The 12,928-nt window shown below is 65.5% G+C and carries 11 protein-coding genes; 7 read left to right on the top strand and 4 right to left on the bottom strand.

The window, feature by feature from the left end:
* Nucleotides 1–119: 119 nt before the first annotated feature.
* Nucleotides 120–1,493: a YdgA family protein gene (locus tag DVDV_RS19735; RefSeq protein WP_075356301.1), complete on the bottom strand. Its 1,374-nt coding sequence runs from the start codon at nucleotides 1,491–1,493 to the stop codon at nucleotides 120–122.
* A 330-nt stretch (nucleotides 1,494–1,823) separates the two neighbouring features.
* Between DVDV_RS19735 and phnX the strand changes: the two genes are divergently transcribed.
* The 6 genes from phnX (at nucleotide 1,824) to DVDV_RS19765 (ending at nucleotide 8,657) form a co-directional block, all read left to right on the top strand.
* Nucleotides 1,824–2,666, top strand: a complete 843-nt coding sequence (gene phnX, locus DVDV_RS19740) for a phosphonoacetaldehyde hydrolase (RefSeq protein WP_075356302.1) — start codon at nucleotides 1,824–1,826, stop codon at nucleotides 2,664–2,666.
* Nucleotides 2,654–4,042: an aspartate aminotransferase family protein gene (locus tag DVDV_RS19745; protein ID WP_083634846.1), complete on the top strand. Its 1,389-nt coding sequence runs from the start codon at nucleotides 2,654–2,656 to the stop codon at nucleotides 4,040–4,042. Before phnX ends, DVDV_RS19745 begins: the two co-directional genes overlap by 13 nt.
* A gap of 17 nt (nucleotides 4,043–4,059) precedes the next feature.
* Entirely contained in the window at nucleotides 4,060–5,175 is a 1,116-nt protein-coding gene (locus tag DVDV_RS19750; RefSeq protein ID WP_075356303.1) for a 2-aminoethylphosphonate--pyruvate transaminase, read from the top strand.
* A 281-nt stretch (nucleotides 5,176–5,456) separates the two neighbouring features.
* A complete protein-coding gene (locus tag DVDV_RS19755) occupies nucleotides 5,457–5,756 on the top strand; it encodes an RNA-binding protein (protein ID WP_043638886.1) in 300 nt (99 codons plus the stop codon).
* Nucleotides 5,757–6,363: 607 nt separating this feature from the next.
* Nucleotides 6,364–6,828 (top strand): cache domain-containing protein, encoded by a 465-nt coding sequence (locus DVDV_RS19760; protein ID WP_075356304.1) that lies wholly within the window; start codon nucleotides 6,364–6,366, stop codon nucleotides 6,826–6,828.
* Nucleotides 6,829–6,878: 50 nt separating this feature from the next.
* On the top strand, nucleotides 6,879–8,657 hold the full coding sequence (locus DVDV_RS19765; RefSeq protein WP_075356305.1) for a methyl-accepting chemotaxis protein: 1,779 nt from the start codon (nucleotides 6,879–6,881) through the stop codon (nucleotides 8,655–8,657).
* Nucleotides 8,658–8,767: 110 nt separating this feature from the next.
* Here the strand turns inward: DVDV_RS19765 and DVDV_RS19770 are convergent, their stop codons facing one another.
* Together DVDV_RS19770 and DVDV_RS19775 are read right to left on the bottom strand one after the other, a co-directional pair.
* Entirely contained in the window at nucleotides 8,768–10,948 is a 2,181-nt protein-coding gene (locus tag DVDV_RS19770) for a glutamine synthetase III (RefSeq protein ID WP_075356306.1), read from the bottom strand.
* A gap of 381 nt (nucleotides 10,949–11,329) precedes the next feature.
* Nucleotides 11,330–11,629, bottom strand: a complete 300-nt coding sequence (locus DVDV_RS19775; protein ID WP_075356307.1) for a MerR family transcriptional regulator — start codon at nucleotides 11,627–11,629, stop codon at nucleotides 11,330–11,332.
* 226 nt (nucleotides 11,630–11,855) lie between these two features.
* Here DVDV_RS19775 and DVDV_RS19780 point away from each other — a divergent pair, with 226 nt between their 5' ends.
* Nucleotides 11,856–12,677 (top strand): alpha/beta fold hydrolase, encoded by an 822-nt coding sequence (locus DVDV_RS19780; RefSeq protein ID WP_075356308.1) that lies wholly within the window; start codon nucleotides 11,856–11,858, stop codon nucleotides 12,675–12,677.
* Nucleotides 12,678–12,753: 76 nt separating this feature from the next.
* On the opposite strand, the gene DVDV_RS19785 is transcribed toward DVDV_RS19780, so the two are convergent.
* Complete coding sequence (locus tag DVDV_RS19785; protein ID WP_254845457.1) at nucleotides 12,754–12,921, bottom strand: hypothetical protein; 168 nt, start codon at nucleotides 12,919–12,921, stop codon at nucleotides 12,754–12,756.
* Nucleotides 12,922–12,928 lie beyond the last annotated feature (7 nt).

A 12,928-nucleotide genomic window follows, 5' to 3' on the forward strand; every position in this document is an offset into this window, starting at 1 on the left:
CCAGGTGGGATTCCAAAGGGCTCAGCCCTTTGGCCGCCGGAGGCGCTCTTTCTCTTTTCTCACTCCAGCCCGGCCGCCGGCACTCTCCCTCTTCCCGCACTCCCCCGCGCGCCGGCCGGTCAGGGCATGGGGGGATTGAGGATTTTGCCGTTTATGGTCAGCGTCTTGCCGTCCCAGGCCGCAGCCGAGGCCAGCCCATCCTTGTCGCGCACGGCAAACCCCTGGGCCACCAGCCCGGCCATGGCCGTCTCGACCATCTGCTGGCCAAAGGGGCCAGCCAGGGAGGGGTCGTTTTTCCCGGCTGCGGCCGCCAGATCCAAAAGCGCCGCCTGGGAAGCCTTGAGGCTGGCCGCTGCCGTCAGCCGGGCCAGGATGGCCGGCAGCGTTTCGGGCAAACTGTCGGAGCCGGCATAGGCGACAAAGGCCGTGGCCTCAACCGAGCCCGAAGGCAGCCCCAGGACGAAGCGCTCCAGTTCCAGCCGCGGCCCCCTGGCGGTCACGGCCGCACCATAGCGGCGCAGCAGGGTTTCATAGACCTGCATCTGGGCCTGGGGCGGGGTCTGTTGCAGCTTGATGCGCCGAAGTTCACCGACAACGGCATCCAGGGCGGCAGCATCGAGATTTTTAAACGACATCGCCGAATCCAGCGAAACCCTGGTCTGGCCGGGCAGGGCCATCCCCTGGCACTGCAGGGTCATGGCACTGTCCATGGCCCCGTCCCGCACATCGCTGCGCACCTTCACGGCCAGCTGGTTTACGGCAAAGGACTTGTCCGGCGCGACGGTGTTTGTCAGCGTCAGGTCGGCCAGGGCCAGCGCGCTCGTGCCGACGTAGAGGTTCTGGCCGACGCGTTTGGCGTTGCTGGCCAGGGAAAACCCTTGCATGGACAGGGTCATGGTTTTGTCGCGAAGCCCGGCAGCCGGAGCGTCCAGGGCCAGATCCATGACGTCGAGATCGGCTGTCATGTCCAGGCGGCCGGTTACGGAGTGCCAGTTGACATCCAGGGCCGTGCCGTTGGCCAGGGCAATGGTGCGCGAAACCGGCAGGACGGCCAAGGTGGTGGAACTGTCGCCGGAGAAGGCAAAAACCGTGCGCAGGCTGGTCTGGCGCAGTTCCGGGATGGTATCGAGCATTTTGCCCCAGGCCGCAGCCGCCTCCCCTGTCGGCGCAAGGCTCAGATCCATGACGGCCAGGGCCGGACGCAGGCTGCCGGAGGCAAAGGGAATGGGACCATGGGCCACCACCCCCACCACGTCGAGGGGAGGCATGGGCTGGCCGGGGGTGAAGGCTGGGCCAAGGGCCATCCGGTAGCGGTAGGTGCTTTCAAACACGCCCTGCTTCTTCTCCAGCACGGTGATCGGCACCCCGTACTGGGTCTCGAGCAGAATCCGCTGCACTTCGAGAACGCTGCCGATGCGCGTGCCCAGCCAATACGATGCAGCCGGGATGCCCAGGGCGATGACAAGCAGGATACACAACACAATTTTTTTCACGGTTTTCTCCTCGGACCGCCGACGCCGGGCGCAAGGCCGGACAATCACCGTCGCGCGGGTTTGCAATTTCCCCGCTTTTACATGGCTCTGCGGCATCGGGCAATGCCGACCGCGACGTCTTGCGCCTCCAGGCCCCGGCCGGCCCGGACCATGTGACGTTTTGCCGGAAGTTTTGCGCCGCACCCCGCCATATCCCCTCCCTTGGGCCCAGATGCGCTAGCCTGCCTCCCTGTCGCCCCCCCCCGTTGTCCGGCCCGATCCGAAGGCTCCGGGCTCCCGGAGGGCCGGGCGGACAGCCTTGCCAACGCCCGTTACGCACAAAGGAACGCCATGTCCGCATCTGCCGCCAAACCGCTGACCGCCGTCATTCTGGACTGGGCCGGCACCGTGGTCGACCACGGCTGCCTCGGCCCTGTGGCCGTTTTCATCGAGGCCTTCGCCCGCCACCATGTCCCGGTGACCGCGGCCCAGGCCCGAAAACCCATGGGCCTCATGAAAAAGGACCATGTCCGGGCCATGACCCGCGACCCCGAAGTGGCCGCCGCCTGGAAGGCCGTCCATGGCTGCGAACCCGGCGAAGAGGCCGTGGACGCCGTCTACGCCCTCACCGAGCCGCTCATGGTCGGCTGCATCGCCAACCATGCCGAACCCATCCCCGGAGCCCTGGCCGCCGTGGCCGCCTTTCGGGCCATGGGCCTCAAAATCGGTTCCACCACCGGCTACACCCGGTCCATGATGGACGTGCTTTGCCGCGAAGCAGCGGTCCGGGGCTACGAGCCCGATGTCGTGGTCTGCTCCTCGGATGTGCCGGCCGGCCGGCCGGCGCCGTTTATGTGCTACCAGGCGGCCCTGGAGCTGGCTGTTTTCCCCTTCTGGACCATGGTCAAAATCGGCGACACCGAATCGGACATGGCCGAAGGCCAAAACGCCGGCATGTGGACCATCGGGCTTACTGCCTGCGGCAACGAAATGGGGCTGACCGAGGCCGAACTGGCCGCCCTCCCCCCGGCCGAACGCCGGCGGCGGCTCAGTGCCGTCGAAGCCCGGCTGGCCGCTGCCGGGGCCAACTATCTGGCCCCGGATCTGGCCGACTGCCCGGCCATCGTGGCCGACATCGCCGCCCGGGTGGCCCTTGGCCAGCGGCCGGGGGGCCTTGGCGGATGCTGCCTTTGAAAACGCGGGCCGAGGTTCTGGCCGCCGGCCGGCCGGCCCCGCCCCCGGGCGAGGGAGACGCCAACACCTCGCCGCGCCGGGCCAGCTGGCGGGCCGGGCTGTCGGCCCACACCAGGGAGCTTCTTGACCGCGACGAGGCCGTGTTCCTGCGCCAGTCCCTGTCCACGCCCTGCCTCGACGTCCTGGCCGGCTGCGCCGGTTCGACCCTGACCACCCTGGACGGCCGGGAGCTGCTCGATTTTCACGGCAACTCCCTGCACCAGACCGGCCATGCCCATCCCGGAGTGGTGGCGGCCATAAAGGCCCAGCTCGACACCATGGCCTTTTGCCCGCGCCGGTTCACCAACGAGCCGGCCATTGCCCTGGCCGAAGCCCTGGCCGATATCGCCCCGGGCCGCTGCGCCCGGACGCTGTTCGCCCCGTCCGGGGCCCTGGCCGTCGGCATGGCGCTGAAACTGGCCCGGCTGGCCACGGGCCGCTTTAAGACCGTGTCCCTGTGGGACGCCTTTCACGGCGCATCCCTGGACGCCTGTTCGGTGGGCGGGGAGGCGCTGTTTCGAAGCGGCATCGGCCCCTTGCTGCCGGGCACCGAACATGTGCCGCCGCCGGAACCCTACCGCTGCGTGCTCAATACGCGCGGCTGCCGGGACTGCGATCTGGCCTGCGCCCGCTACCTCGAATACGTCCTGGAAAAAGAAGGCGACGTGGGCGCGGTCATTGCCGAGCCGCTGCGGGCAACCACGGTCAACATCCCGCCGCCGGGCTATTGGCCGGCGGTGCGGGCGGCCTGCGACAAACATGGGGCGCTGCTTGTTTTCGACGAGACCGCCACCTGCCTGGGCCGCACCGGCCGTCTTTTCGCCTGCAGCCATTTCGGGGCCGATCCCGACATCGTGGTCCTTGGCAAGGGCCTTGGCGGCGGCATCATGCCCCTGGCCGCCATGGTGGCCGACCCGGCCCTGGATGTCGGCGGCGACGTGGCCCTTGGCCACTACACCCATGAGAAAAACCCCACGGCCTGCGCCGCCGGGCTGGCCGTCCTTGACATCCTGGCCCGCGACGGCCTGGTGCCGCGTGCGGCCAGGCTTGGGCGTGAGGCCCTCACCCGGCTCTCGGCCCTGGCCGCAGACCATCCCGGCATCGGCCAGGTGCGGGGCCTTGGCCTGGCCCTGGCCGTGGAGCTGGTGCGCGACCGGACCAGCCGGGAACCGGACAACGAGGCCGCCGACGCCGTCATGTACCGCTGCCTGAGGCGCGGACTGGCCTTTAAGACCTCCCACGGCAACATCCTGACCCTGACCCCGCCGCTGACCATCACCGAAACCGACCTCGACCGGGCGCTTGGCATCCTGAGCGACGCCCTGGCCGGAATCTAGCCCCAAGGAGCCCTGCCATGGACCTGTCCCTCTACCCCGACAACCCGTACCTGCTGCTCACTCCGGGACCGCTGTCCACTTCCAAGGCGGTCAAGGCGGCCATGCTGCGCGACTGGTGCACCTGGGATGCGGACTACAACGCGCTGGTGTCCGACCTGCGCCGGCGTCTGGCCGCCATGGCCAGCGCCCGGCCGGACTATACGGCCGTGCTCATGCAGGGCAGCGGCACCTTTTGCGTGGAAGCGGCGCTGGGGAGCCTGATTGCCCCCGGCGGCCGGCTGCTGGTGCTGGCCAACGGGGCTTACGGGGCGCGCATCGCCGCCATTGCCCGGGTGCTCGGCATTGCCGTTTTGGAGGAGGATTTCGGCGAGACCTCCCCGGTCTCGCCCGAGCGGACGGCAGCCCTCCTGACCGAGCATCCCGACATCAGCCATGTGGCCGTGGTCCACTGCGAGACCACCACCGGGATGCTCAACCCGGTGGACAGGATCGGGGCCGTGGTGCGCGCAGCCGGCCGGGTCTTCATGGTGGACGCCATGAGCAGCTTCGGCGGCATTCCCCTGGACATGGCCGCAATCGGGGCCGACGTGCTGGTATCGAGCGCCAACAAGTGCATCCAGGGCGTGCCCGGATTTGGCTTCGTGCTGGTGCGCCGCACGCTCATCGCAGGCTGCGCCGGCCAGGCCAGATCCGTAAGCCTTGACCTCTACAGCCAGTGGAAGACCATGGAGGACGGCGGCGGCAAATGGCGCTTTACCTCGCCCACCCATGTGGTGCGGGCCTTTGCCGCGGCCATGGACGAATTGGCGGCCGAGGGCGGCGTGGCGGCCAGATCCGTCCGCTACAGCCGCAACCAGGCCCGGCTGGTCGCGGGCATGGCCGATCTGGGCTTTTCCGCCCTGCTTCCCCGGGCGCTCCAATCCCCCATCATCACGGCCTTTATAAGCCCCGACCATCGGGCCTATGCCTTTGCCGATTTCTATGCGCGCTTGAAGGACCGGGGATTTGTCATCTACCCGGGCAAGGTCACGGCGGCCGACACCTTCCGCATCGGCACCATCGGCGAGGTCTACCCGGCCGATGTCGACCGCCTGCTCATCGCCGTAGCCGCCTGCCGGTACTGGGAGTCCTGACCGGACCGGCCGGGTGGCCGACGGGCATTCGGGCGGCGCTGTTTTTTCAAAATTTGACGCGTTTTTTTGCTGTCACCGCAACCCACTGTTTTTCAGGACTAATTTATTTCATACCGCCAAGGATACCTTGGAGAAAAAGTGTTGCATATTTTTTCCATCGCGGTATTGTGCCTCATTCCCAACAACGTGCATGATGACCTTCGCCCATTGGACATTAAGCGAAAGTTCAATCCCAAACGACGAAATCAGCCCATGCCAAATACCGGAGCCATAGCTTAGCCATGTCGAAGAAACTGTACGTCGGCAACCTGTCCTTCTCTTCCACTGAAAACGACATCCGTGACCATTTTTCCGCCTACGGCGAAGTGTTGAGCGTCAATCTCATCACCGACCGTGAAACCGGGCGCCTGCGTGGGTTCGGTTTCGTCGAAATGGACGACGCTGGCGCTGCCGCTGCCATCCAGAACCTGGACGGCAAAGAGCTCGGCGGCCGCAGCCTGAAGGTCAACGAAGCCCAGGACAAGCCCCGCTCCGGTGGCGGCGGCGGCGGCAAGGGCGGCTACGGCGGCGGTCGCTGGTAGTCTGCAAAGTCCGGTGATTTTTCACCGGGCATGATGTCTTGGGAATGTCCTTCCCGACGGCATCGACATTCGCCTGAAAGGGCCGGAACGCAAGTTCCGGCCCTTTTACATTGGGACGGACCGTGGGGCCGGGCCAGGGCCGGTGGGCGGCCGGGGGCAGCAGTGCCGGACGCGGATGTGCCGGGCGCGAATGTGCCGGACGCGGCCGGACCAAGGCAGATGTGCCCTGGCTGCCCGGCCCGCTTCCTCTGCCAGGGACCGGCCGGCCCGTTGCCCGCAGCCGGCGACGCCCCCCCCTCCCCCCCCTGGCCATCCGGGCAGGGCACACGCCGACACGTGCGCCCGCACCGATCAGGGACCAGGCCGGCCGCGGTCTCTATCCGCAAGAACAACCCTGCCGCTCCTTCCAGCCGTGCGCAAGCGCAAGCCTGCGGCTCCTGCCCCAATAGATTCAAATGCAATGGTATGCATAACTCCGCTTCTTTTCCGTAAAAGCCGGCAAGCCGCCTGCTTCTTTCCCAAACACCTTGCCAAAAATACCCGGCTCTTTTACGTTCATCCTCTCCTTCTCGAAACAAGCATGCCCGTCAACCGCAAGGAGGCTCCCATGAAGCGATTGTCGTATTCCGCCCTGTGCCTGTTCCTGCTGCTGCTCACCGCCATGCCGGCCGCGGCCCAGGATCGCGGCACCAAGGACGAAGCCGTGGCCATGGTGAAAAAGGCTATTGCCGCCATCAAGGCCGACGGCAACGAAAAGGCCTTTGCCGCCATCAACGACAAGGCCGGCCCGTTTCAGGACCGCGACCTCTATGTGGTGGTCTACAACCTGGACGGCAAATGTCTGGCCCATGGAGCCAATGCCAAGCAGATCGGCAAGGATCTACTGGAGTTGCGCGACCCTGACGGCAAATTCTTTGTCAAGGAACGCGTCGCCCTGGGCAAAACCCAGGACAGCTTCTGGCAGGACTACAAGTTCTTAAACCCCCAGACCAAGCAGATCGAACCCAAGTCCATGTACCTGGAAAAAACCGGTGACCTGCTGGTTGGCTGCGGCATATACAAACCCTCCTGACCCATGGCCCGACCGACTCGCCCCCTCCACGCCAACCCAATGAGGACGCCATGAACGGGATGCGCATGGGCACAAGAATCATCGGCGCGTTTTTGGTGGTTGCGGCCATTGCCCTGGCTGTCGGCGTCATCGGCTGGCAGGGGCTGCAACAGACCTCCTCCTCCATGGAGCACATCGTCAAAAACCGCCTGCCGGCCATACCGGCCCTGCTGCGCGTGGGCACGGCCCTGCAGGAAATCATCGTGGCCCAGCGCACGCTCCTTATCCCGGGCATCGACAAAACCTTTGCTGCCGACCAGACCCGGATTGTCGCCAAGGCCCGGGAAACCATCGGGGCCTCCCTGACGGACCTGACGGACCTGGCCGAAACCGAGGCGGAACGCGGCCGCATCGACGCCTTGAAAGCGGTCCTGGGCAAAACCCGTCAGGCCAATGACACGCTCTTTGACAAGATACGGGAATGGGAAAAAGACAAGACCGACATCCTGGCCATGATGGACGTGCTGGCCACCACCACCGACATGCGTAGCGTCCATGCCGCTACGCTGTCCGCCCTCGACGCCGCCATCGCCGACACCGTGGCCGATTCCCGCGCCGTCATGGACCAGGCCGAGGCGGACAGCGCCGCCAACACCCGCAACATCTTCCTCGGCATGGCCGTGGGGGCCTGTCTGGCCCTGGGCTTCGGCCTGGCCCTGACCCGGATGATCACCCGGCCCCTGGCCGATGCCGCAGCCTTTGCCGACGCCATCAGCCGGGGCGAGCTCGACCGCGAACCGCCCCGGCGCGGGCGTGGCGAACTGGCCACCCTGGCTGACGCCCTGGCCCGCATGGTCGCGGAAATCCGACGCCTGCTGGCCAGCGCCAGGGACAAGACCGAAGAGGCCGACAGCGCCGCCAGACAGGCTCGTGAGGCCGTCCAGGCAGCGGAAGTCGCCCGGCAGGACGCTGTCGCCGCCACCAACCGCGGCATTGCCCAGGCCGCTTCGGAAATCGAGCAGGTGGTGTCCATCGTCACCTCGGCCTCGGAGGAACTCTCGGTCCAGATCGAGCTGACCAGCCAGGGCATGAGCCAGCAATCGCGGCGGCTTGGCGGCACGGCAACGGCCATGGAAGGCATGTCCCACACCATAGCGGATGTGGCGGCCAGCGCCGATGTGGCCGCCAGCACGGCCGAGGAGGCCCGGGGCAAGGCCCTGGAGGGCGAATCGGTCGTTGGCGAGGTGCTGGCCGGCATAGGCCAGGCCCAGGAACTGGCTTTGGGCCTTAAAAAGGACATGGCCGAACTGGGCGTCCATGCCGAAGGCATTGGCCGGGTCATCGGAGTCATCAGCGAAATCGCCGACCAGACCAATCTGTTGGCCTTAAACGCGGCCATCGAAGCGGCCCGGGCCGGCGAGGCCGGGCGCGGCTTTGCCGTCGTGGCCGACGAGGTCCGCAAGCTGGCCGAAAAAACCATGGTGGCCACCCGGGAGGTCGATGTAGCCATCAGCACCATCCAGCAAGGCGCGCGCACCACCATCGACGGGGTGGACCGGGCCGTTTCCGCCATCGAGGCCTCCACCCGGCTGGCCGGCGTCTCCGGCCAGACCCTGGCCGCCATCGTGGAGTATATCGAGCGCGCCTCGGCCCAGGTCCGCTCCATTGCCGAAGCCTCCCAGAAAGAAGCGGCCGAGGGCGAGGAGATCGACCAGTCCATCCGCGAGGTCACGACCATCGCCGCCGATACGGCCCAGGCCATGGGCCAGGCCAGCCAGGCCGTGGCCGATCTGGCCCGTCAGGCCCATGTGCTGCAACAGCTCGTCGAAGCCATGCAGGCCAGCGCCTGACCGGACGCCCCCCCTTTTTTGGCAAGACACCCAGGCCTCAGCCCTGATCCAGCCCATAAAAAAGGCCGCCCCAAACGGAGCGGCCTTGTCCAATCCCGGGGACCGGAGACTTAGCGGATAAACAGCATTTCCTGGTAGCTCGGCAGCGACCACAGGTCGTCGGCCACCACGGCTTCCAGGGCGTCGGCCACGGCGCGGATCTCGTTCATGGCCGGCAGGATGGTGCAGCACATGTACTTGGCTTCGGCCAGGGTGCCGTCGGCGGAATGCTCCATGAGCTTTTCCAGTTTGGCGGTCTTGGCCTGGATGTCGCGCAGCTTGGACGTCACGCACTCCAGGGTGTCCATCTTGTAGTCATGGCCGATGGCTTTGAGGTTGGCGCAGGTGGCGGCCAGCTCGCCCTGGTAGCGTTCGGCAGCCGGGAAGATGATGGTCTTGGCCATGCGCACGACCAGATTGGCTTCGGTCTGGATGGTCTTGACGTACTGCTCGAGGTAGATTTCCTCGCGGGACTTGAGCTCGGCTTCGCTGAAGATGCCGTAGGTGGTGAAGAGCTTGACGACCTCGGGGCTGGTGAGCACCGGCAGGGCGTCGGGCGTGGTTTTGAGGTTGGGCAGGCCGCGCTTGGCAGCCTCGGCGTGCCATTCCTCGGAGTAGCCGTCGCCGTTGAAGACCACGGCGCCGTGTTCCTTGATGATCTCCTGGATGACCTTCTGCACGGCCGCGTTGAGCTTGGCCGGGTCGCCGGCGGTGGCGGCTTCGAGCTTGGTGGCGATGTAGTCCAGGGACTCGGCCATCATGGCGTTAAGGGCCACCTGGGAGCCGGCGATGGACTGGCTGGAGCCGACGGCGCGGAACTCGAAGCGGTTGCCGGTGAAGGCAAAGGGGCTGGTGCGGTTGCGGTCGCCCGGATCCATGGGCAGCGGCGGCAGAGTGTCGACACCGATGCTCATGATGCCTTTCTGCTTGGAGCCTTCGACCTTGCCCTTCTTGATCTGCTCGAAGACATCGGTGAGCTGCTCGCCGAGGTAGATGGACATGATGGCCGGCGGGGCCTCGTTGGCGCCCAGGCGATGGTCGTTGGACGGCGTGGCCACGGTGGCGCGCAACAGCGGGCCGAACTTGTGGACGGCGCGGATGGCGGCGGCGCAGAACACCAGGAACTGGGCGTTGTCGTGCGGGGTTTCGCCCGGATCGTAGAGGCTGCCCAGTTCGGCGTTGCCGATGGAGTAGTTCAGGTGCTTGCCCGAGCCGTTGATGCCGGCAAACGGCTTTTCGTGGAGCAGGCAGATCATGCCGTAGCGTTTGGCCACGGTGCGCAGCACGGTCATGACCATCTGGTTGTGGTCGGTGGCCAAGTTGCCGGTCTCGAAGATCGGGGCGATTTCGAACTGGCTGGGGGCCACTTCGTTGTGGCGGGTCTTGACCGGAACGCCGAGCTTGTACAGTTCACGCTCGACTTCCATCATGAAAGACAGGACGCGGCGGGGAATGACGCCGAAGTACTGGTCTTCAAATTCCTGGCCCTTGGCCGACTTGGCGCCAAAAAGGGTGCGTCCGGCGATGAGCAGGTCCGGGCGGGCGAAGACGAAATTGCGGTCGATCAGGAAGTATTCCTGTTCCGGTCCGGCAAAGGAGCCCAGGGGCAGCTTGGTCTCCACGCCAAAGAGGTTCAGCACCCGCTTGGCCTGCTTGCTCAGCGCCTGGGTGGAACGCAGAAGCGGGGTCTTCTTGTCCAGGGCCTCGCCGGTCCAGGACACGAAGGCCGTGGGGATGCAAAGGAAAATGCCGTTGGGATTTTCCAGGATATAGGCCGGGCTGGTCACGTCCCAGGCGGTGTAGCCGCGGGCTTCGAAGGTGGAACGCAGGCCGCCGGACGGGAAGCTCGAGGCATCGGGCTCGCCCTGGATGAGCATCTTGCCCGAGAACTCGGCCACAGCGCCGCCCTTGCCGTCGGGGACCAGGAAGGAGTCGTGCTTCTCGGCAGTCATGCCGGTGAGCGGGTAGAACACGTGGGTGAAGTGGGTGGCCCCGCGTTCGATGGCCCAATCCTTCATGGTGTTGGCCACGGTGTCGGCAATGGAGGCGTCGAGCTTTTCGCCCAGTTCGATGGTCTTTTTAAGCGACTTGTAGACATGCTTGGGCAGCCGTTCGCGCATGACCTTGTCGTTGAAGACATTGCAGCCAAACATCTCGGTCGGCTTGGTCTCGCTGAAATTCAGGGGGGCATGAGCCGGCTTGTAATTGATGATCGCCGAGATCGCGTCCAGACGAGCCTTGATTCCGCTCATAGGGTCCTCTTGCATTTGTGTTGAACAGGTTACACGCCAAGGTCCCCGCGCCAGGCCTGCCCGCCCGTGGCCGCGCCCATTATCCGGCGCGCCCGGGGTCGAATACGGCATTTTCGCGTCGCGGCGACCCGTTGGCCGACCGGGGCGAATCCCTCATTCTTCGCCCTGTCCCGCCTGGAAAAATTCCGCCTCTCGCCACGCGCCCGGTTTCTCTCCACCCGTGCGCGCGCGAACTAGCAATAATGTAAAACCCTGCCCCCGTCCAGAGTCAATACGACCTCTGGACAGGCTCCCGGACCGCCTCTTGAGGTGTATGAGCCCCGAACCGGACCGGAACAATTGTGTAAAGGCCAAACGACTTTTTTGTCGAAGCGGCGTCGCCTAGGCGTCGAGCATCCGGCGGATGGCGGCCAATTCGTCATAGACCCGGCGCAATACCCCGGCGTCGCGGTCGGATTCGGCCAGCCGCCGCCGGGCACCGTCTATGGTCAGCTTTTCTTCGTAGAGGAGCGTCTTTATGGTGTTGACCAGGGCCAGGTGTTCCTCGGTATAAGCGCGCTGGCCTTTTTTGGTGCGCACCGGAAGAAGCTGGGGGAATTCGGTTTCCCAATAGCGCAGGACAAAGGGTTTGAGTCCCGTCAGACTGGCGATCTCGCCGATCTTATAGGTCTTTTGCAGCATATCCCCCCTCTTTGCGCCAAGCCGGACGCCGGGTCAAGTGCGTCGGGGCCAAGAAATCGACGAGTTCTTCTTCCCGCCACGACAGAAAGGGTCTATCTGTTGGAAGGCTGAAAATCGCTTCGGCGGCTGCCCCGGTGGCGGCGCGCCAAAGCGGCTTCGGCCGCCCTGTCCCAAACGCCGGTCGATCCCGCAAGGGACCAGCCACAAACCTCCAGGAGATGCGACCATGGCGACCCTGACAACCAAAGACGGCTCGACCTTATATTACAATGACTGGGGCTCCGGGCAACCCGTGGTTTTCAGCCACGGCTGGCCGCTTTGCGCCGATGCCTTCGAGGACCAGATGTTTTTCCTGGCCTCCAAGGGCTTCCGGGTCATTGCCCACGACCGCCGGGGGCACGGCCGCTCCAGCCAGTCCTGGCACGGCAATGACCTCGACACCTATGCCGACGATCTGGCCGAACTGACCAAGGCCCTGGACCTCAAAAACGCCGTGCACGTCGGCCATTCCACCGGCGGCGGCGAAGTGGTGCGCTACATTGGCCGCCACGGCACCGCTCGCGTGGCCAAGGTCGTGCTCATCGGCGCGATCACGCCGCTTATGCTCAAGACCCCGGCCAATCCCGGCGGCCTGCCCCTTGAAGTCTTTGACGAAATCCGGGCCGGCGTCCAGCACGACCGCTCCCAGTTTTTCAAGGACCTGAGCCTGCCCTTTTACGGCTACAACCGGCCCGGAGCCACGGCATCCGAGGGTGTGCGCCAGGCCTTCTGGCGGCAAGCCATGATGGCCGGCTTCCCGGCCGCCTACTTCTGCATCAAGGCCTTTTCGGAAACGGACCTGACCGGGGACTTGAAGAAAATTGACGTGCCCACCCTTTTCCTGCACGGCGACGACGACCAGATCGTGCCCATCGATGCAGCGGCCCGGGCCGCCGTGAAGCTGGTGAAAAATGCCGTGCTCAAGGAATACCCCGGCGGCCCCCACGGCATCTGCACCACGGAAAAGGATCCGGTCAACGCCGATCTGCTGGCCTTTCTGGCAGGCTAACCCCCTTTTGCAGCAACAAAAAAAGCCCCGGCGCAGGCGTCAGGGCTTTTGGCGTCTTTGAGACCGGAAAGGAGCGCTACGGCCGGGTCACCGGCAGCGCGGCCAGGACGGCCGCCACCAGCCCCTCGTGGATCTTGTCCACTTCCTTGTCCTTGAGCGTCTTTTCGGCATGGCGGTAGGTCAGGCGGAAGGTCAGGCGCTGCCCCTCCCCGCCTTCCGGCTTGTAGGCGTCAATGAGCAGCACATCCTCA

Origin of the sequence: Desulfovibrio sp. DV (assembly GCF_001936595.1) — a bacterium.
In the GTDB taxonomy this organism is placed as follows: Bacteria; Desulfobacterota; Desulfovibrionia; order Desulfovibrionales; family Desulfovibrionaceae; genus Solidesulfovibrio.